This is a genomic window from Caulobacter segnis (assembly GCF_029543125.1).
GTDB lineage: Bacteria > Pseudomonadota > Alphaproteobacteria > Caulobacterales > Caulobacteraceae > Caulobacter > Caulobacter segnis_D.
On record NZ_JARQWW010000001.1, the window covers coordinates 837,175 to 856,733 of the forward strand.

Annotated in this window: 15 protein-coding genes; 7 read left to right on the forward strand and 8 right to left on the reverse strand. The window is 67.9% G+C overall.

Features of this window, described 5'->3' with window-relative positions; translation table 11 throughout:
* Positions 1–31: 31 nt before the first annotated feature.
* The 3 genes from P7B02_RS04070 to P7B02_RS04080 all read left to right on the forward strand — a co-directional run bounded on the left by P7B02_RS04070 (position 32) and on the right by P7B02_RS04080 (position 3,405).
* A complete protein-coding gene (locus P7B02_RS04070) occupies positions 32–943 on the forward strand; it encodes a hypothetical protein (RefSeq protein WP_277785025.1) in 912 nt (303 codons plus the stop codon).
* 196 nt (positions 944–1,139) lie between these two features.
* Positions 1,140–3,191, forward strand: a complete 2,052-nt coding sequence (locus tag P7B02_RS04075; RefSeq protein ID WP_277785026.1) for a carbon starvation CstA family protein — start codon at positions 1,140–1,142, stop codon at positions 3,189–3,191.
* A complete protein-coding gene (locus P7B02_RS04080; protein WP_277785027.1) occupies positions 3,184–3,405 on the forward strand; it encodes a YbdD/YjiX family protein in 222 nt (73 codons plus the stop codon). The genes P7B02_RS04075 and P7B02_RS04080 overlap by 8 nt, the downstream gene beginning before the upstream one ends.
* A 46-nt stretch (positions 3,406–3,451) precedes the next feature.
* Here P7B02_RS04080 and P7B02_RS04085 read toward each other — a convergent pair whose 3' ends face one another.
* Together P7B02_RS04085 and P7B02_RS04090 are read right to left on the reverse strand one after the other, a co-directional pair.
* Positions 3,452–3,865 carry an RcnB family protein gene (locus P7B02_RS04085; protein WP_277785028.1) on the reverse strand — a complete coding sequence of 138 codons (414 nt, stop codon included), beginning with the start codon at positions 3,863–3,865 and terminating at the stop codon, positions 3,452–3,454.
* A gap of 88 nt (positions 3,866–3,953) precedes the next feature.
* Positions 3,954–4,778, reverse strand: a complete 825-nt coding sequence (locus P7B02_RS04090) for a hypothetical protein (RefSeq protein WP_277785029.1) — start codon at positions 4,776–4,778, stop codon at positions 3,954–3,956.
* Positions 4,779–4,867: 89 nt separating this feature from the next.
* Between P7B02_RS04090 and P7B02_RS04095 the strand changes: the two genes are divergently transcribed.
* Entirely contained in the window at positions 4,868–6,205 is a 1,338-nt protein-coding gene (locus P7B02_RS04095) for an SLC13 family permease (RefSeq protein ID WP_277785030.1), read from the forward strand.
* An 81-nt stretch (positions 6,206–6,286) separates the two neighbouring features.
* Positions 6,287–7,798 carry an acetyl-CoA hydrolase/transferase family protein gene (locus P7B02_RS04100; protein ID WP_277785031.1) on the forward strand — a complete coding sequence of 504 codons (1,512 nt, stop codon included), beginning with the start codon at positions 6,287–6,289 and terminating at the stop codon, positions 7,796–7,798.
* 85 nt (positions 7,799–7,883) lie between these two features.
* On the opposite strand, the gene P7B02_RS04105 is transcribed toward P7B02_RS04100, so the two are convergent.
* From P7B02_RS04105 to P7B02_RS04125, 5 genes are all read right to left on the reverse strand, one after another.
* Positions 7,884–10,730, reverse strand: a complete 2,847-nt coding sequence (locus P7B02_RS04105) for a TonB-dependent receptor (protein ID WP_277785032.1) — start codon at positions 10,728–10,730, stop codon at positions 7,884–7,886.
* 112 nt (positions 10,731–10,842) lie between these two features.
* On the reverse strand, positions 10,843–11,772 hold the full coding sequence (locus tag P7B02_RS04110; RefSeq protein WP_277785033.1) for a FecR family protein: 930 nt from the start codon (positions 11,770–11,772) through the stop codon (positions 10,843–10,845).
* The gene (locus tag P7B02_RS04115; RefSeq protein WP_277785034.1) at positions 11,732–12,280 is read right to left on the reverse strand and encodes an RNA polymerase sigma factor; all 549 of its coding nucleotides are present in this window, start codon (positions 12,278–12,280) and stop codon (positions 11,732–11,734) included. Before P7B02_RS04115 ends, P7B02_RS04110 begins: the two co-directional genes overlap by 41 nt.
* 151 nt (positions 12,281–12,431) lie before the next feature.
* Entirely contained in the window at positions 12,432–15,029 is a 2,598-nt protein-coding gene (locus P7B02_RS04120; protein ID WP_277785035.1) for a M14 family zinc carboxypeptidase, read from the reverse strand.
* 43 nt (positions 15,030–15,072) lie between these two features.
* Positions 15,073–17,694 (reverse strand): TonB-dependent receptor, encoded by a 2,622-nt coding sequence (locus P7B02_RS04125; RefSeq protein WP_277785036.1) that lies wholly within the window; start codon positions 17,692–17,694, stop codon positions 15,073–15,075.
* Positions 17,695–17,959: 265 nt separating this feature from the next.
* Here P7B02_RS04125 and P7B02_RS04130 point away from each other — a divergent pair, with 265 nt between their 5' ends.
* On the forward strand, positions 17,960–18,166 hold the full coding sequence (locus tag P7B02_RS04130; RefSeq protein ID WP_277785037.1) for a hypothetical protein: 207 nt from the start codon (positions 17,960–17,962) through the stop codon (positions 18,164–18,166).
* Positions 18,167–18,381: 215 nt separating this feature from the next.
* On the opposite strand, the gene P7B02_RS04135 is transcribed toward P7B02_RS04130, so the two are convergent.
* Complete coding sequence (locus P7B02_RS04135; RefSeq protein ID WP_277785038.1) at positions 18,382–18,756, reverse strand: helix-turn-helix domain-containing protein; 375 nt, start codon at positions 18,754–18,756, stop codon at positions 18,382–18,384.
* A gap of 487 nt (positions 18,757–19,243) precedes the next feature.
* Between P7B02_RS04135 and P7B02_RS04140 the strand changes: the two genes are divergently transcribed.
* On the forward strand, positions 19,244–19,558 hold the full coding sequence (locus P7B02_RS04140; RefSeq protein ID WP_277785039.1) for a hypothetical protein: 315 nt from the start codon (positions 19,244–19,246) through the stop codon (positions 19,556–19,558).
* Position 19,559: the final 1 nt, after the last annotated feature.

The following is a 19,559-nucleotide window of genomic DNA, read 5'->3' on the forward strand; positions in this document are numbered from 1 at the left end:
CAGCGGCCTCAACCTTTCGCCGCCTTCGCCGATGGATGCCGCCAACCAGGACGCCGCTCGTCAGGCCCGGATCGCCCTGACCTGCCTTCGCTTCATTCGTGACTGCGGCGCGATCGCGCGCGGCGAACGCGACCCTCACGACGCCTTCATCCTGTCAGCCATCGCCAACGCCAGCCTGACGCCGGTCAATCGGGACCCAGAGGCCAACACCTACTTCAGCCCCGCCGATCAGCCCCCGCCCGATGAGCTCCTGCGGCCGATCAGCATCAACGCGGTCGCCCAGTCGCTCGGCATGCCGTTCGAGACCGTGCGCCGCAGGATCGGGGGGCTAGCGCGCGAGGGCCTGATCGCCGTGACGCCCGCCGGGGTGATGGTGCTGTCCAGCACGATCAGTTCTCCGGCCTATGTGGCGATGCTGACGGCGAGCTACGATCGCGCCGGGCAGTTCTATCGCGACATGCGGGCCCTGAACGCGGCTCAGCACGTACCGTCCCCCACGCTTGTGCGTCAGGATGACGGCCCGCCGGTGCGTGTGGTGGGACGCGCCATCTCCGACTACTTTCTGAGGACGGCGCACATCCTGATGCGGTTCGGCGGCAACCTGCCGACGGCCGCGGTTCTGGTGGAGATCGTCCTGGAGAACACCGCCGATCTGGACGACGCCGGCCTGACGCAATGGATATCGGCCTCGGGCGCAGCGGGACGCCCCGCCAGGATCGCCGACATCGCGCGCCCGATCCGTTTCTCCGGCGAAACCGCCAGACGCTACGTGAATCTGTTGCAGGCGCGCGGCCTGGTTGTCCGGGGCCGGAGCGGCTTCTTCGCGGTGACGCCCGACGCCCTCAAAGACCTCGTGGCGCAGGCCGCCGCCGCAAGCGCGGCCGATGCGCGCCGCTTCTTCTCCATCCTCGACCGGTCGGGCGTTCTGGCCGCCTGGGCCTGACAACCTTAACCGGACGCCACGGCCCATGACGTCGATCTGGTGGGCGGCGCTCAGACGCGCCGCCCGGCATGACGTCGAACGACCCTCTACGAACGGCAAGCGCTCAGTCCTTGGGGACAAGCCCTGCCGTTTGCTTTAGGCCGGTCTTCAAGGCCGCGCGGATGGCGGCCCGACCGACTTGAGGGAGAGGTCGCGCATGGGCGCTTTGAGAACGCATCTTCTATTCGCCCTGATCGCCGTCGTCGGCGCGGCGGCCTTCGCGGTCGTCGCCCTCAATCGCGGCGAGAGCATCAGCGCTGTGTGGATGGTGGTCGCGGCGCTCTGCACCTACACGGTCGCCTATCGCTACTACACCCGCTTCCTGGCCAGAAAGGTTCTGGCGCTCGACGGCGCGAGACCGACCCCGGCGGTGCGGCGCGACGACGGGCTCGACTACGTGCCGACCCCGCGCAACGTCCTCTTCGGCCACCACTTCGCCGCCATCGCCGGCGCAGGCCCTCTGGTGGGTCCGGTGCTGGCCGCTCAGATGGGCTACCTGCCCGGCATGATCTGGATCCTCGTCGGCGCGGTCGTGGCCGGCGCCGTGCAGGACATGATGGTGCTGTTCATGTCCACCCGTCGGGACGGCAAGTCCCTGGGCGACATGATCCGCACCGAGATGGGCCCGATCCCCGGCGTCATCGCCCAGGTGGGCGTCCTGCTGATCATGGTCATCATCCTGGCGGTCCTGGCGCTGGTGGTGGTCAAGGCCCTGGCCGAGAGCCCGTGGGGCGCCTTCACGGTGGCCGCCACAATTCCCATCGCTGTTTTCATGGGGCTCTATTCGCGGTTCCTGCGGCCCGGCCGGGTGGGCGAGGTGTCGCTGATCGGGGTCGTGCTGCTGATCGCCGCGATCATGGGCGGCGGCCATGTGGCGGCTCACCCGGTCTGGGGCCCGGCTTTCACCCTCACCGGTCCGACCCTGGCCATCCTGATGATGGCCTACGGTTTCATCGCCTCGGTGATCCCGGTGTGGCTGCTGCTGGCGCCGCGCGACTATCTGTCGACCTTCCTGAAGATCGGCGCCATCGCCGCCCTGGCCGTGGGCATCCTGATCGTGCGGCCGCACGTGCAGATGCCGGCGATCACCCCGTTCATCGACGGCACGGGCCCGGTCTTCGCCGGGGCCCTTTTCCCGTTCCTGTTCATCACCATCGCCTGTGGGGCGGTGTCGGGTTTCCACGCTCTGATCTCGTCCGGCACCACGCCCAAGCTGATCGAGAGCGAGACCCAGATCCCGCTGATCGGCTACGGCGCCATGCTGTGCGAAAGCTTCGTGGCGGTGATGGCCCTGATCGCCGCCACCATTCTGGATCCGGCGATCTATTTCGCCATGAACAGCCCCGCCAGCCTCATCGGAACCGACGCTGCCTCCGCGGCCGCCGCCGTGGCGCAATGGGGCTTTCACATCACACCGGCCGAGCTGGAGCAGATCGCCCGCGACGTGGGCGAACACACCATCCTGTCGCGCGCCGGCGGCGCGCCGACCCTGGCGGTGGGCATGGCCCACATCCTGTCGTCGGTGATCGGCGGCAAGGCGATGATGGCCTTCTGGTACCACTTCGCCATCCTGTTCGAGGCGCTGTTCATCCTCACTACCGTGGACGCCGGCACGCGCGTCTGCCGCTTCATGATCCAGGACCTGCTGGGACTGGCGGTCCCCAAGATGCGCGAGACCCATTCGTGGAGCGCCAATGTGGTGGCCACCGCGCTCACCGTCGGGCTATGGGGCTACTTCCTCTACACCGGCGTCGTCGACCCCTTGGGCGGCATCAACAGCCTGTGGCCGCTGTTCGGCATCGCCAACCAGATGCTGGCCGCCGTGGCCCTGATCCTGGGCACCGTGGTGCTGTTCAAGATGAAGCGCGAGCGGTTCGCCTGGGTGACCCTCGCCCCGACCGTCTGGCTGCTGATCTGCACCCTGACCGCCGGATTGCAGAAGCTGTTCCACCCTGATGTGCGGATCGGCTTCCTGGCCCACGCCCGCGCCTATCAGGCCGCGTTGGCCGATGACCGGCTCCTGCCCCCGGCCAAGTCGGCGGCGCAGATGCATCAGGTCATCGTCAACGACTACGTCAACTCGACCCTCACGGCGGGCTTCCTGTTCGTGGTGGTGACGGTGGCGGTCTATGGCGTCGCCGCCTGCCTGAAGGCCAAGCGCACCGCGCAGCCGACCGCGCGCGAAATCCCGGAGGCGGCCCATGCTTGAGGACGCCGTCTGCCGTTGCCGGGACACGGCTCTGGGGTGGGGACGTCAATTCCGTCGCACCGCCAGTCTGATGATCGGCCAGCCGGACTATGACGCCTATGTGCGCCACGCGGCGGCCCGCCATCCCGATGCCGCGCCGATGGATCGCAAGGCGTTCTTCCGCCTGCACGAGGAACGCCGGTTCGGGGCGGGGGGAACGTTCAAGTGCTGCTGAACGCGAAGACGGCGCGGCCCCAAAAGAGACCGCGCCGCCCGAGCGCTTAGTAGTTGTTGTTGGCGATGATCGAAGCGATCAGGCCGGTGGCCAGGGCCGCCATCACCACATCGCCGTTGTCGGCGCGGTAGTAGCCGTAGCCGCGGGGCGGCGGGGCCCAGCCGTAGCTGCGGTAGTTATGCACCCGGTACTGCGGGCTGCGGTAATGGGCGAACCGCTGACCGGCGCGATAGCGCGGGGCATGCCCGTAACCGTAGCCGCCGCGGCGATTGTCGAAACGGTCGCGATGGTCGGGGCGGCCGTCACGATCGCGGTCGAAGCGCCGCTCGGCGTAGTTGGGACGGCCATCGCGGTCACGGTCGCCGTAAGGACCGCCGCGGCCGCTGTAGGGCTGGGCCGAAGCGACGGCGCTGACCAGGGTCATGGCCGCCGCGGCGGTGATCAGAAGCGTCTTCTTCATGGTGGTCTCCTTTTCGTCGAAGACCACAATGCACGCCGCCGCCTGAACGATCCGGGGGCGGGCGGTTCATCCGCCGTTCACCCCCGCCTCAGCCGGGACGCCACTCGCTGAGCACCTGGCCTTGCGCATCCTCGAAGGCGACTCGATCCACACTCGCCGCCGCCACGCAGACCGGGCGCTGGTCGCTGCTTTGGCTGCGGCAACGGATCGCCGCGCCGGTCGAGAACGCCGCAAAGCGTCCTTCCAGCACCAGACGGTAGCCTCCGACCGGCGGCGTGGGCGGCCCGCCCTCGCCGCGGACGCTGAAGTCGTAGCTGCGGCCGTTGCGCCTTCCGATGCGCGAACCGCCGGCCTCGAACACCGCCGCGATGGCGATCGTCTGCGGGGTAGGCGCCGCCGGTCCGCTGGCCAAGGGGTCGGCCTTCACGCCCGGACAGCCCTCCGATCGCAGCCAGGGCCGGGTCAGCCAGAAGCCCTCGACCGCCTCCCAGTTCTCTGCGCCGCCCGCCATCAGAGCCGACTTCGCCCAGTCCCCCGGCGAAACGCTGACCCGGATCACATCGCGGCGCTCGCTCCACGACCAGCGGCCGAGGCCGTCGCCCGGGGCGTCCGCGGCCAGGGGCGGCGCCTCTTCACAACCAAACGCCTGTCGCACCACGAACTGTTTGCCCGCGAGGTCGTCCGGCTTGGACTCGCCGGCGGCATAGGCGGCGGCCGCCGCATCCATGGCCTCAAGAAGCCTCGCCCTGTCGTACGGGGGAGAGGCGGCGGCCTTGATCGGCGGAGTATCGATCACCGGCGGCTGGACGGGCGGCGGCGGGGCCGCTTCCTCCTTTTGGCAGGCGGTCAGGACAAGGGCGGACGCCGCTAGCGCGACGACCGGCGTTATGCGCGGCGCGATCGTTTCGAGCATGGAACCACCTTAACATGCGATCCGCTGTCAGGGTCCCGAACCCGGGCAAAAAGGTTGACCTCAGCTCGATACAGGGTCCTCAAGAGACGATGACCTTTGACCAGATCGCCGCCCTGATCGTGCTCGTCGCCGTGGTCGGGCTGATGATCCACGGCAAGATGCGCTCGGATGTCGTGGCGCTGCTCGGCGCTGCCGTGCTTCTGGTCCTGGGTGTCGTCCGGCCGGTGGAGGTGCAAGGCGCCTTCGCCAGCCCCGCCGTCATCGCCCTGGCCGGCCTTTTCGTCATCGCCTACGCCATCGAGCTTTCGGGCCTGCTTGGCCTGATGATCCGCAAGGCCGTGCAGATCTCCAGCCGCATCGGCGCGCGGGGCATCTGGATGGTGATCGGCCTTTGCGGCTCGGTGGGCGGCTTTTTGAACAACACCCCGGTGGTGGTTCTGGCCGCGCCCGTGGTCCGCGATGTCGCCCGATCTTTGGGCCTGTCGCCCAAGCGTTTCTTGATGCCGCTCAGCCACGTTACGGTCATGGGCGGTCTGCTGACCCTGATCGGGACCTCGACCAATCTTCTGGTCAACGACATGGCCCGCAACGCCGGCCAGCCGGTGTTCCGTCTTTTCGAGATCACGCCTGTCGGACTGGTCATCGCCTCGGTGGGCGGGCTTTGGCTGTACTTCGTCGGCGCACGCCAGCTTGGCCGCACCGCCGATGGCGACGAGCCCGGCCAGGCTCCCTTGGGATTGTCCCGACTGGGTGAGGCCAGAGCTCAACCCGATGGATCGGGAGACGCCCATCTTGGGGACGTGTCGCTCTACAGCGCCGCCGACCGCCCCTTTCAGCTTCGCCCGGCCCTGCTGTCGCTGGGCGTCTTTGTGCTGGTGATCATGGCGGCGGCTCTGAGCTGGGCGCCGATCGCCGCCGCGGCCTTCGCCGGCGCGGTGGCCCTGATCCTCATGAAGGTCATCACACCGGAGGAGGCCTATGCGGGCCTACGGCCCGAAATCCTGCTGCTCATCGCCGGCATGGTGGTCGTGGGCACGGCCATCGAGGTCACGGGCCTCGCCAAGGCCGGCGCCGACCGCCTGATCGACATCATTCGCCCCATGGGGCCTCTGGGCGCGCTGATCGTCCTCTACGGGGTGACCCTGGCGGCCACGGAGCTGCTGTCCAACGCCACGGTCGCGGTGTTGATCACGCCCATCGCGGTGGCGCTTGCGGAGAGCCTGGGCGTCGATCCACGCCCCTTCCTGGTCACCGTGATGATGGCCGCTTCCGCCGCCTTCGCCACGCCGTTCGGCTACCAGACCAATGTCCTGGTCTTCAACATGGCCGGCTACAGCTACATGGACTTCGTGCGGGTCGGCCTGCCGTTGAATCTGATCACCTGGGCCGCCGCCATGGTCGCCATTCCCATCTTCTTTCCCTTCTGACGCCGACCCGGGTTCTTGATTTGACGCAAGGGCAAGCGGCGCCGAAGGAATAAAGCTCCATCGTCGAGGGAGCCCCATTTCATGTCGAGCCGCATCGCCTGCCCCCAACTGCGCGCCAAGGTGACCACCGCCGAACAGGCCGCGGCCATGATCCAACACGGCGATGCTGTGGGCATGAGCGGCTTCACCGGCTCGGGCTATCCCAAGGCCGTGCCCATGGCCCTGGCTTCGCGGATCGAGGCCGAGCACGCGGCGGGACGCCCCTTCCAGATCCGCGTCTGGACCGGCGCCTCCACGGGGCCCGAGCTGGACGGCGCCCTGGCCAAGGCCGACGGCATCGAGTTTCGCCTGCCCTACAATTCGGACCCCGTCGCCCGCGAGAAGATCAATCGCGGCGAGATGAACTATTTCGACATGCACCTGAGCCAGGTGGCCCCCATGGCCTGGCAGGGCTTCCTCGGCCCGCTGAACACCGCCGTGGTCGAGGTGTCGGGCGTCTATCCGGACGGCTCGCTGATCCCGTCTTCATCGGTGGGCAACAACAAGACCTGGCTCGACCGCGCCGACAAGGTGATCCTCGAGGTCAACAGCTGGCAGAACCCGGCGCTGGAGGGGATGCATGACATCTACTATGGCACCCGCCTGCCGCCGCACCGGCAACCGATCCCCCTGACCCGCCCCGACGACCGCATCGGCCAGCCCTATCTGCGCTGTGATCCCGCCAAGATCGTCGCCGTGGTGGAGACGGATGCACCCGACCGCAACCTGCCCTTCGCCGCGCCCGACGCATCGGCCAGGGCCATCGCCGGCCACCTGCTGGAGTTCTTCGCCCACGAGGTGAAGATGGGCCGCCTGCCAGCCTCGCTGCTGCCGATCCAGTCGGGCGTGGGCAACATCGCCAACGCCGTGCTGACCGGCCTGGTCGACGGGCCGTTCGACGACATGACCGCCTATACCGAGGTGATCCAGGACGGGATGCTCGACCTGCTGGACGCCGGCAAGCTGCGCATGGCCTCGGCCACCGCCTTCTCCCTGTCGCCGGAGGCAGCGGCGCGTATCAACGCCAACATGGGCGCCTATCGCGAGCGCATGATCCTGCGGCCCCAGGAGATCAGCAACCACCCCGAGATCATCCGCCGCCTCGGCTGCCTGGCCATGAACGGCCTGATCGAGGCCGACATCTATGGGGCCGTGAACTCCACCCACATCATGGGCTCAAGGATTCAAAACGGCATCGGCGGCTCGGGCGACTTCGCCCGCAACGCCTATGTGTCGATCTTCATGACCCCGTCCACGGCCAAGAACGGCGCCATCTCGGCCATCGTGCCCCAGGCCAGCCATGTGGATCACATCGCCCAGGACGTGCAGGTGCTCGTCACCGAGCAGGGCCTGGCCGACCTGCGCGGCCTGGCGCCCAAACAGCGCGCCAAGGTCATCATCGAAAACTGCGCCCACCCGACCTATCGGCCGCACCTGCAGGACTATTTCAAGCGCGCCCTGGCGGGCTCCTACGGCCTACAGACCCCGTCCCTGCCCGCCGAGGCCCTGAGCTGGCACCAGCGGTTCATCGAGACCGGCTCGATGCTGGGCTAGCAAGTAAGTCGACGGCCCCGCGCGTTCGGGGGAGCACCGCGCGAGGCCGTCGGATGCGCTTGGGCGCAACCTGGTCAGATCAGGATCAGAAGTTGACCCGCACGCCGCCCATGAAGCGGCGCCCGTAGCCTTCCAGCTCGTAGGGACGGCTGCGGTCGCCCTGCCAGCGCATGCCTTCCTCGTCCGTCAGGTTGTTGGCGTCGAAGAACAGGGCGTAGTTGCGGTCGATCTGGTAGCGGACCGACAGGTCGAGACGCTGCTGCGAGGCCCACCAGAAGTCGGACGTCTCGGCGGCGCCGACCTCGTCCAGCCACTTGGTGCGGTGCTGCCAGCTCAGGCGCGCCGACACGCCGTGCTTCTCGTAGAAGGCGGTCACATTGGTGATCCGCTTCGACGTGCCGGGGAACCCGGTCTTGCGGCCGTCCGGGGTGGTGAACTCGCCGTCCAGCAGGGTCAGGCTGGTCTCCACGCCCAGGCCCGACAGAGCGCCCGGCAGGAAGCGGAACGGCTGCACGTAAGCGAACTCGACGCCATAGAGATCGCCGTCCTCGCCGTTGACCGTGGTCGAGAAGTCATAGCCCGAACGGTTGAAGCCCTGGCCGTCATAGCGGCTGTCGCCGACGGTCGTGGTGCTGCCGAACAGGACGTGGTCCACCTTGCGCCAGAACACATTGGCCGACAGCACCGAGGCGGGCGCGAAGTACCACTCGATGGCGCCGTCGAGGCCGTAGGCGGTCTCGGGCTTCAGATCGGGATTGCCGCCCGAGATGGTGGCGTTGGCGTCGTTGATGTTCACATTGGCCGACAGGGCGCCGAAGCTGGGACGGGCCGAGCCGCTGACCAGGGCCGCGCGCAGCTGCAGGTCGTCACGCGCCTCGTAGGTCCAGTGGATGCTGGGGAAGATCCGGGTCTGATCGTTCTCCAGGTCCAGCGGCTGGCGCGTACCGCCGATCACCGCCGTGCCGGCAGACTCGATCTTGGTGTTCTCGATCCGGGCGCCGGCCACAACCGTATGACGGCCGATCTCGGTGCGGCCGCTGGCGTAGGCGGCGATCAGACGCTCGTCGACGGTGAACAGCTGCTGCGGGGACAGTTGCGGCACTGCGTAGTTGGCCCCGCGGGCGTTGGCCGCGCGCGCCGCGTCGAACAGGGCCTCGGCCTGACGGCGCATGAGGCTGTTCTCCACGTAGTTGAAGGTGAAGCCCCGCGACAGGTCTTCGTCCACGGCGCGGGTGGAGACCAACGCGCCCGGCGTCCATTGCACGCCCAGCGCCGCCGCGACCTGACGGGCGTCGAAGGCGCCGCCGGTGACGCCGGCCGGGGTGGTGTTGACGTAGCTGCCCACGTCGCGGAACTGGCGGTCGTTGTACTGCAGGCCGGCGGTCACCCGAACCGGCGCGCCGAACAGCTCGACGTCCCGGGTGTAGTCGACCTTCGCCAGGTCTTCGCGCGTCTTGCGCTCCGATCCCGACCAAGTGATCAGCTCCTGGTCGAAAGCCATCTGATCCAGAGCCGTGACGCGCCCGCCGCGCACCGGGGACGCGCCGGCGCGGTTGGTGTGGTAGAGCGCGATGGTCGGAAAGCCGCGGCCGTCAGCCTGGAAGGTCAGGGACGGACGCAGACCGGCGCTCTGGTTCTGGTTGATCAGAGGGCTGCCGCTCTCCAGCACCGAGCGGCTGTGCGCCAGGTCCCAGGTCAGCTGGCCGCCGCCGATCTCATGCTCGCCGTGCAGGATGTTGTAGAGGCCCGAGGTCTCCTGGCCGCCCTTGTTGAACTGGCCGCGCACCTCGACGCCCACCAGATCGCCGGCGGTCTTGCTGCGCGTGCCCGCCCGGGCGCCGTTGAACATGAAGGTGTACTGGTTGCGCTCCTCATCATCGATGAACTCCGAATAGATGGAGTTGAAGGTGATGCGGTGGCCGTCGCCGGGAGCGAACTCCAGGCCGGCCGACAGGGCGTTGGTCTCGCGCTCGATCACGTACTTGGCGACGCGCAGCTGGCTCATGCCCGCAGCGTCAAAGCGCGGCTCGGCGTTGTCGGTCTGTTGTTCGAAGACGTAGTGCGAACCGGACAGCACGATGCCGAACTTGTCGTTGGACCAGGACAGGCGCGCGGCGGCATGATCCTGCGGGCCGTCGCCCAGGTCCACGTAGCCTTTGCCCAGGGCCGCCTGCATGTGGAAGCCGGGATCGGACATCGGGCTGTAGGTCTTGATGTCGATCTGGCCGGACAGGGCCTCGGCCGGCATGGCCGGGGTGAGGGTCTTGTTGAGCTCGACCTGATCGATCAGCGTCGACGGCACCGCGTCGAAACGGAAAACACGGTCCTCGGCGCCGAGGATGGCGACGCCGTTCAGCGCCACCGAGGTCCAGCGCGTCGGGGCGCCGCGCACCTGGACATAGCGCTCCTGACCCTGGTCGCGTTGCACGCCCACGCCCGGCAGGCGCGCCAAGGCGCCGGCGGCGGTCTGGTCGGGGAAACGGCCCACCGTGTCGGCGGCGATCACGCTTTTGACGTTGTCGGCGGCGCGCTGGATCTCCAGCGAGCGGGTCAGGCTCTGCAGGATGGGGGCGGAGACGACGATCTCCTCGACCTGGGCTTCGGCCTCCACCGCGGCGCGGGCGCCGGCCGACAAGATCACCACACCGCCCTGGTTGGAGGCGATGCTCAGGCCCGAGCCGACCAGCGCCTGCCGCACCGCCGCCATGGCGTCCATCTCGCCCTTCACCGCGGCGATGCGGCGCCCTTGCAGGTCGGGCAGGGGCGCGATGATCTGCAGGCCGCTCTGGAGCGCCAGCTGCGGCACGCCGGTCACGGCCGCTTGAGCTTCGATATTGAAGGTGCGGACCTGGGCCGCGGCGGGTTGAGCCGCGCAAACGGCGGCCGCGGCGACGGTAGAAAGAAACAGAGACTTGGAAATCGTGTTGGCCATTGCGCCACCCCTTTGCGATTACAAAGGAGCGACGCCGCTAGATGAAATATCCGCCAAACTTTATTGTGAAATTTTCAAGAATAACAATTTTTACAACTTGCGATATACATGATCATCCGATGTATATCGCGTCACTATGAACTTGCACGCCCACCGCCAGACTGGCGGCGGCGGCGCGGGCGAAGGCCTCCGGCTCTCGAGCGCGGAAGACGCCGACGACCCGAAGCTCTCGAGCGGCCTCACCGACCGTGATGGCGCGAGCATTGTAGCGATTGAACTCCGCCGCCGCCTCGGCGAGCGTGACCCCGTCCAGGACGATCGCGCCCGTGCGCCAGGCCAGATTGGCCTGCAGCACGGCCGGCGCCACGGTGGAGACCGCAACGCCCCGGAGGTCGGCCACCGCCACAGCGCCAGCCTCCACCAGCCGCTCGGAGGCCTCCAGGCCCAGGCGCTGGAGCCGCACAGCGCCGCGCTCCACATTGACCCTTACGCGGTCCACATCGCGGCGCACGGAGAAGTCCGCCTCGTCAGCGCTCAGGGCGAGCAGACCCACATCGACCCGGAACGGCCGCGCCGCATCGCGCGACACCTCGAACCAGACCTCGCCTTGCGAGAGGTCGACCTGTCGCGAAGTACGATCAAACCGGACCTTCACCTTGCTGTCGGTGTTGAGGTCGAGGCTGGAGCCATCCTCGAGCGGAACACGCCGCCCTTCGCCCACACCCGTGGCGATGCGCTTGCCCCCCACCAGCAGCGGCGACAGCGTCACGCTCGCCAAGCCGGCGGCGAGAGCCGCGCCGCCCCCGATCAGAAGGCCGCGCCGCGCCATCATCGGCTGGCGCATGAGGAGCGACGGATCGAGGGCCCGTCCACGGTCCAGACTCATCCAGGCGGCTTCAGCGCGCACGAAGGCGCCGCGCTGACGCGGGTCCGCGGCGAGCCAGGCCTCCAGCTCGGCCGTCTCGGCCGCGCTCAGACCCCGGTCCCGCCTGACGACCCAGTCAGCCGCGGCGGCGTCGATCGGATTGGATGGGTTGCTCAAGCTTCACTCGCCCCGGCTGCGCGGCCACGGCGTCCAACAGCAGGCGCAGCCCCTTGGCCGCCTGCTTCTCCACGACGTTCTCGGTCACGCCGAGCTTGTGGGCGATCTGCCTTTGGCTCAGGCCCTGCACCTTGCGCATGACGAAAATGGTGCGGCATCGCTGGGGAAGAGACTCGATAAGCGTGTTGATCCGGCGCAGCTCGAGACGCCCGCCGGCGAGCCGCTCGGGAGAAGGGCTCTCATCCACGACGTTCGACCACGCCAATTCCGCCACGTCGTCGAGTCCGACCACACGATTTTTCCGCATCTGGTCCAGGGCGACGTTGCGGGCCGTGGTGAAGAAGTAGGCGCGGGGGCTGGCGATCGTCTGCGGATCGACGGCGGCGGCGATCCGGCAATAGCTCTCCTGGATCACGTCATCGATCTCCACGAGCCGCAGGCTGCGACGCAGCCAGGCGCGGACGTCCGCCTCGTGGGGCAGGATCTCGCCGGCGATCCAGCGGCCCATATTCTGATGATGAGAGATCGTGGCCCCTTAAGGCTGCGCCAAAGCTTCGGGCGCCCCGTTAGGGTCTTCTGGTGACAGGGGTTTGAAGAGCCGCGTTACGCAGCGTCAGGTGATCCGCCCGTGTTGCGGGCGGATCACTTCAGGACGGCGTCTAGAACCGCGCCGACGGCGACAGGTGGTTGGAAAAGAACAGGCTGTTGAGCAGCAGGCGCTCGGTGTTCAGCCAGTACTTGCGGTGCGCCGGGTCGTCGGCGAACAACACCACATTGCCCTCACCCACGCGCGCCACCTGCGCCCAGACCGTACCCGCCGCCTGCTTGCGCAGGGCCTCGGGCAGGTAGCCGTTGACCACCGGCTGGGCGTCGATCTTGACCACGTTGGAGAAGGCGTCGGCGACCGGCGACAGCGTCACATCGGTCTCCTTGTTCACGAACAGCGCCCGTTGCGACAGACCGAAGGCCAGCGGGTGGGTGATGTCGGCGTCGGCGGACAGGGCGTTGCCGGAGCTGCGCTTCTCGGCCAGGGCGTCGCGGCGGGCGGCGAAGTCAAGGCGCTCGGCCTTGTCCTCCGCCTTCTCCTCCGCCGCCTTTGGCGCCGGCCCGGCGAGCCCCTTGGAGACCGCCCACTTGGAGCCGGCGCCGAAGGTCACCAGCGAACCGCCGCCCTGCACGAAACGGCGCAGGCCCGCCACGGTGTCGTCGCCCAGGTCGTCATAACGGCCGCCCGCCAGGACGATGCTGGTGTAGGCGCCCAGCGGCAGGCGACGCAGCTGCGCCGGATCGAGCTTGGTCGCCGGCCAGGCCAGCCGCTCGCTCAGCGAAAACCAGGTCGAGCCGATCTCGGTGGCGTTGACGCCTTCGCCCATGACCAGGGCGACCCTCGGCTTGCGCACAGGACGGACGCTTTCGCTGCCCAGGTCGATGCCGGCCGCGCTCTGGCCCGAGGCGAGACCTTGAGCGACCACGCCGGCCGAACGCGCGGCCTCATCGATCGCGGCGCGCAGCTGCGGCTCCGCCAGGGTCTGGCCGGCGGTCGGGATGACCAGCGTGCCACGCCCGAAGGCGGTCTCGCCGCCGTCGGTCCGGGCCGTGAACGGCTCGAAGGCGGCGCGGACCTTCACGCCCTGCTGCAGCAACGCCGACAGGACGCGAGGGGCGTTCAGGTCGCGCCAGTCGACGGCGTAGGCGTAAGCGCGTTCAGGCCCGGCCACCCCGCCGACGGCGGTCGGAAGTGCGGTGACGACGGCGCCCAGCGACGGCGCGCTCTTGGCGCGACCAACCGTCAGGCCGTAGGCGGGCGCCACCGCATAGGAGGTGCTGCCATAGACGCCGCCGTTGGTCGGCGGGGTCGGCTCGAAGATCGAATGGATCAGGCGAAACTGCGGCTGAGCCGACGGCACGACCCAGGCGCTGCCGGGCCGGAAGGTCTTGCCATCCAGGGTCACCGGCGCGGCCAGGGCGTGGACGCGGATCTTGTGCTGGGCCAGCAGGTCGAGGGTCTGGCGCGACAAGCCGGGATTGGCCGGGTCGCCGAACACGAAGGCGGCGTGCTTGTAGCGACGCCCCTCTTCCGTGGCCGAGCGGAAGAACTCGCGCTGCAGGTTGAACAAGCCCTGGCGCTCGGCCACCGCGCCGCGCACCGAGGCCAGACCCGTGGCCACCTGGTTGCGGATGGTGAAGCCGAAGGTCAGCGGGCCGTTGGCGGTGTCCTGGACGAGACCGCGAGAGCTGGCCTGTTCCACCGTCACCCCGACGCCCCCGTGGAAATCCGGGTATGTAGACCCATAAACTGCCGAGAAGTTGTCGTAGTTCTCGCCCGTGTAATAGAGTGAGCCCAGATCATCGAGGGCCTTGGCGTGATACTTCGCCAGCACCTTGTTGAACGCGTAGGACGCCTTGGGCAGCAGCGGGCTTTCCATGCTCGCCGGCGACGGCTCGAAGTAATAAGTGCTGCCCGAGCCCATCTCGTGGAAGTCGATCTGCACGTTGGGCAGCCAGCGATGGAAGACCTCCAGCTTGGCGCGCGTCTCCTTCTGGGTGACGGCCAGCCAGTCGCGGTTGAGGTCGGTGAAGTAGTGGTTTGTCCGCCCCATGGGGAACGGCTCCACGTGCTCCTTGTCGGCCGGGTCGGAGACCGGCGGATTGTTCTTCCAGGCGTTGTGCCAGTTGGCGGCGCGGTCGCGGCCGTCCGGGTTCTGAGCCGGGTCGATGATGACCACCGCCTTGTCGAGCCAGTCCTGCACCTCGGCCGAGCGGCTGGCGGCCAGGTAATAGGCGGTCAGAAGGGCCGCTTCGCCGCTGGAGGTCTCGTTGCCGTGGACGCCGTAATAGAGGCCGACCACCACCGGCGTGCGGGCCAGATCCGGCGCGGGCGCCGAGGGATCGGAGACCGCCGCGTGGGCGGCCTGCAGTTCGGCCAGACGTCCGTGGTTGGCGCCCGACGTGATGGTCACCGCCAGAAGCGGGCGGCCTTCATAGGTGCGGCCGATCTCCTCGACGCTGACCCGGTCCGACAGCCGGTCCAGTTCCCGCAGATAGGCCACCACCTGATCGTGCCGCGTGTAGTGCGAGCCGATCGGATAGCCGAGGAAGGCTTCCGGGGTCGGGATCGCCGCATCGAAGTCGGCGGCTGCGGCCTGCGGAAAGAAGTAGCTGCTCTGGGCGGCGGCCACGGTGGGCGCGGAAGAGAGCACGGCGGCGGCGAGGAGCGCCGCGGGAGCGGCGTTCCGGAGCCAGGACTTGAAGGACATCGGGTCTATCCGGAGAAAAATTGAGACTGCGGTCTAGCTTGGCTTAGAGACGATAGTCGAAGCCGATCTGGAAGTAGCGTCCCCGCAGATCATACTGAGTGAAATCGTAGGGCGCGCGGATGCCCGGGAAGTTGGCGTCATAGGGCGGCGCTTCTTCGAAGACGTTTTCGACCTTGGCGTAGAGGGTCGTGTTCTTGATGCCCGTCCAGCCCACATAGAGGTCGAACTGGTTGTAGTCGTCGACGCGCTTCTGGCCCGCCACGTTGGGCACCAGGTCATAGCCGGCGGTGTAGAACCAGGTGACCGAGGCGTCGAGATCGCCGAACGACCAGGCCGCGCGGGTCGTCGCCTTGTCGGCCGGCAGCGAAGGACCGCGATTGTTGCCGGCATAGTTCACCAGCGGCCCGCCCACGGTGACCGGACGGCGATAGTCGATCACGTGGGTGTAGGCGGTCGATACGGTGAAGTCGCCGAAGGTCTCGGTGCTGAGCTTCTGGCTCAGCTCGACATCGAAGCCCGAGGTCCGCAGCTCGGTCAGGTTCTGATAGCGGTTGTAGACGGCCTGCAGCTTGCCGCGCGCGTCGCGGATCACATCGGCCGGATTGTTGGCCAGAACGATGTTGGTGGTGTTGTTGGTCCCCACCAGGTTCTCAAGCTCGATGCGGTACCAGTCGACGCTCAGCACCGTGCCCCGGCGCGGCGTCAGAACGACCCCGACATTGTACGACTTGGTGCGTTCCGGCTCGAGGTCGGTGTTGCCCACCGTGAAGAAGGTCGGGCTCTGGCGCGAACCGGGGAGGTCCGGATCGTAGGGGTCGACCACCGTGCCGTAGGAGATGTTGGTCGAGGCCGAGTTCTCTGACAGGGACGGCGCACGGAAGCCCTTGGAGGCGGAGGCGCGCAGGGTGACGGCGCTGATCGGCTTCCAGCGGATGCCGGCCTTGGGCGAGAAGGCGCTGCCGAAATCGCTGTAGTGGTCGGCGCGGCCGGCGACCTGGATCTCCAGGTTCGACAGGATCGGCAGGTTGGCTTCGGCGTAGCCGGCCACCACGTCGCGTTCACCGTCCACGGCGGCGATGGCGGGGCGGATCTGCAGGCCCGCGTCGATCTGCCAGGGGTTGGAGGAGACCAGGGACTCGTGGCGGTACTCGATGCCCGCCGCGTAGCCGATCGGCCCGGCCGGCAGGTTGAACAGCTCGCCGGAAATCTTGAAGTCGGCGCCCGCCAGCTTGGACTTGGCCGGACGCACCGTGCTCAGGCGGATGGCGTCCAGCACCGCCGGGGCGGTGGCGCCGGGCTCGTGCAGGTTCAGGCTGCCGTTGGCGAGGGCGGCGGCCAGGGTGAAGCGGTTGGCGAAGCCTGCGGCGACTTCCTCGCGCTCGTCGCTCTCGGCGGCGAAGGCGGCCAGCTCCCAGTCGAAACGGTCATGCTTGCCGCGCACGCCGCCCAAGACGCGATAAGCCTTGGAGATGTTGGTCTTCAGCGACTGGCCGAGATCGAAGAAGGTGTACTCGATCTGGGTCGGCGCGCCGAAGGGGTTGTAGGGATTGTTGGCCGGCAGAACGTTCGAGACCGGCTCGGCCAGACCCGTATTGGCGTTCAGCGCAAAGCGACCCGCCTCCAGCGTAAAGTAGGGGCTGGAGCCGAAGATCGAGCGGCCCTTGATGTAGCTGTAGATCGCCTCGCCGAAGACCTCGATGTTGTCCGAGATGCGCGCCGTGCCGCGGATGTAGGTCTGGTAGCGGTCGGTGGAGGGGATCAGGGTGGTGTAGGGCGCCAGGTTGATGGCGCAGGTGTTGCCCGGCAGGCCGTCGATCGGCGCGCTGGCGGTCAGGCGCATGCCTTCGGGGCAGTTGCCCTGGGCGTCGAGGAAGGGAACCGAGGCGCCGTTCACCAGGAAGCGGGCGCCCTTGGCGCTCCAGCCGTTCCAGCGCCCGCCAGGCAGTCCCGAATAGATGCCGGAGTCGGTCAGGTCGCGCTGGTCCTGATCGAGGCGCTCGCGTTCATAGGCCTCGGCGCTGAACAGGACGTTCCAGCCGTCCGACTCCAGGTCGCCATAGCCCGTCACCACCTTGCCGCGCCAGGTGTCCAGGCCGCCCTGGTCCGACGTGCCGTAGCTGGCGCCGGCCTCCACGCCCTGGAAGTTCTCACGGGTGATGATGTTGACCACCCCGGCCACGGCGTCCGAGCCATAGATGGCCGAGGCGCCGTCCTTCAGCACCTCCATGCGCTGCACCGCCACGAGGGGCAGGGCGTTCAGATTGACGAAGGTGTCCGACAGGCCGCCCGACGGGAAGCCGTAGTTCGCCACCCGGCGGCCGTTGAGCAGGACCAGGGTGTTCTTCTGCGACAAGCCGCGAAGGCCGATGCCCGCCGAACCGGAAGCCCAGCCGCTGTTGCTGGTCTCGTTGGTGGCGTTGCCGGTGTTGGCGCTGATGGAGCGCAACAGGTCGGCCACCGTCACCTTGCCGGAGGTCTGCACCTCTTCCTGGCCGATGACCTGCACCGGATTGAAGCCCTGGGCGGCGGCGCTGCGGATGTTGGTGCCGGTGACCACCAGAGCGTCCACATCGGTCGCCTCGGGAGCGGACGTCTGGGCCAGGGCGAGGGCGGGAAGGCTGGCCGAGGCCAGGAGGGCGAGGGCTGCGAAGGTCGATTTGGACATGGGAGAGGGCCGGCTGCTAAATTCTATCCAGCCAGTGGGATAAGCGGTGAAGCTCCCGCACACCTTCCAGAAATTCTGGAGGCGCGATCAGCCGCCCGATCCACGATTCTGTTGCTATCCATGGACTCCAGCCTGGGTGGCATTGGAGAATTCCTCACGATATCGGCGAGCGGGACATTGATCCACGCCTACCGGCGGTAGCCCGTCGTTGCGGAGCGGGGACGTGCGGGGCAGGTGAACCCGAACCCCGCGCCGGAGAGCAGGCATGAACCCCAAGTCCGCCGATCGGCTCGAAGCCGCACTCCACGACGAACTCTACGGCCTCGTCGCGACTGCCTATGACGACAATCCTGTCGCCGCGGTGATCCGTCTGCGCGCCCTGTCCGAGATCGGCGAGGCGTTGGAGTTGGAGGCGCTCATCAACCTGGCGGCCTGCCTGGCGCACCTCAAACGCGCAACCCGTCCTGACTGATCAGAGAATTAAGTCCACCGCCGGTTGGTGCGCGATTGCGCGTCTGGGGGACGACGGCATGGTCTAGGGGAGGCCTCCCCCTAAAGGTCTCAAGCGGCCCGGTGGCCGCGACCCGTGCGGCGTGGGAACCACCACCACAGCCCCGCCCACCGCGCGGGCGCCATTCGGCGGGGCCCGTCCGTGAAGCAGCCGCGGACGGGCCTGTCGAGGCCGCCTCAGGCGGCGCTCTCCAGGCCGCGGCACACCGTGCGGACGAAGGTGCGGCGGCTGGCCGGGATGCGATTATAGGATTCCAGGAGCTGCAAGGCGCCAGGGGTCGCCAGCAGCGGCGTGGCGTCAAAGACCGGACCCGTGTCCACGCCCTCTTCCCCCAGCAGCCAAGCCACCGAGGTCTCCAAAGCATGGGCGATCGCTACGAGGCGAGAGGCCGAGACGCGGTTGGCGCCATGCTCGTACTTCTGAATCTGCTGGAAGGAGACCCCCACCAGCTCCGCCAAGGACTTCTGCTTCAACTGCAGCATCCGGCGCCGAAGACGCATGCGCGCACCGACCTTCACATCGAAAGCGCCGATCTTTTCTTCCCTGTGCATTCGACTGCCCTCCACGTATTTCTGGACCGCCTCGGACGGCGGAAACTCAACCGACGCGAGATCATTTTCCCTCGCCCGCTCCGGTAGAGCTCATTTTGGGGATACACCCACGCTTTTGATCTTGGCAATACCCATTTTGGGTTTACCAAGCTTCCGGCAAGCGCGCCGATCACTCGCCTGCGGGTTGCGTCAACGAGCAGATCCCTGATGCAGCAAGACTTTCCGAAGGCCTGAGGCGCGGCATCGACGAACGCGGGTTGGCAAAACGCCGCACCGGTTCCGCCGCCATCGGGCGCCGCTCTTTGACAGTCGAAGACCCGTCCGCGATCGCCCGAGGCCGCCGCAGGCCGCGAAACTCGGCGAACCCACCCATCGCGAGCGCCCGCCTCGCGCGACATAACGACGCTGCAGCTACCGGTGATTGAGCTTCTGAGGCAGCCTTGGGCCGGCGGCCTATCCTTGCCCGGCAAGGAGAACGGGGAAGAAAATGGACTACCCGACAGACTGGCTCAAAGACCTACGCGCCGCGGTCAGACTTCTGGCGAGACTGGATGCCGACAGCCGCGAGGAAGCCCGCCAGATCGCGGCGGATATTGCTGCTGGCATGGGCGCGGTGTCCGCTGGCGTGCTGTTGGAAGTCGCCCGCTGCTTTGACCTCCATCGCGCCGCCCTCGACGATTACTACGGTCAGGAGGACGCCATCATCGCCAGCCTGCGGGTGCACGCCTGCCTGTGCGAAGCGCCTCGGCGCGGACGGACCCACACGCCCAGGTTGCCGATCATCGACGCCCACAGCCTTTAGC

Bases quoted from the DNA above. Each gene is read 5' to 3' on its own strand.
- P7B02_RS04070 (WP_277785025.1), top strand. From the start codon at position 32: ATGGATGCCGCCAACCAGGACGCCGCTCGTCAGGCCCGGATCGCCCTG.
- P7B02_RS04075 (WP_277785026.1), top strand. From the start codon at position 1,140: ATGGGCGCTTTGAGAACGCATCTTCTATTCGCCCTGATCGCCGTCGTC.
- P7B02_RS04080 (WP_277785027.1), top strand. From the start codon at position 3,184: ATGCTTGAGGACGCCGTCTGCCGTTGCCGGGACACGGCTCTGGGGTGG.
- P7B02_RS04085 (WP_277785028.1), bottom strand. From the start codon at position 3,865: ATGAAGAAGACGCTTCTGATCACCGCCGCGGCGGCCATGACCCTGGTC.
- P7B02_RS04090 (WP_277785029.1), bottom strand. From the start codon at position 4,778: ATGCTCGAAACGATCGCGCCGCGCATAACGCCGGTCGTCGCGCTAGCG.
- P7B02_RS04095 (WP_277785030.1), top strand. From the start codon at position 4,868: ATGACCTTTGACCAGATCGCCGCCCTGATCGTGCTCGTCGCCGTGGTC.
- P7B02_RS04100 (WP_277785031.1), top strand. From the start codon at position 6,287: ATGTCGAGCCGCATCGCCTGCCCCCAACTGCGCGCCAAGGTGACCACC.
- P7B02_RS04105 (WP_277785032.1), bottom strand. From the start codon at position 10,730: ATGGCCAACACGATTTCCAAGTCTCTGTTTCTTTCTACCGTCGCCGCG.
- P7B02_RS04115 (WP_277785034.1), bottom strand. From the start codon at position 12,280: ATGGGCCGCTGGATCGCCGGCGAGATCCTGCCCCACGAGGCGGACGTC.
- P7B02_RS04120 (WP_277785035.1), bottom strand. From the start codon at position 15,029: ATGTCCTTCAAGTCCTGGCTCCGGAACGCCGCTCCCGCGGCGCTCCTC.
- P7B02_RS04125 (WP_277785036.1), bottom strand. From the start codon at position 17,694: ATGTCCAAATCGACCTTCGCAGCCCTCGCCCTCCTGGCCTCGGCCAGC.
- P7B02_RS04130 (WP_277785037.1), top strand. From the start codon at position 17,960: ATGAACCCCAAGTCCGCCGATCGGCTCGAAGCCGCACTCCACGACGAA.
- P7B02_RS04135 (WP_277785038.1), bottom strand. From the start codon at position 18,756: ATGCACAGGGAAGAAAAGATCGGCGCTTTCGATGTGAAGGTCGGTGCG.
- P7B02_RS04140 (WP_277785039.1), top strand. From the start codon at position 19,244: ATGGACTACCCGACAGACTGGCTCAAAGACCTACGCGCCGCGGTCAGA.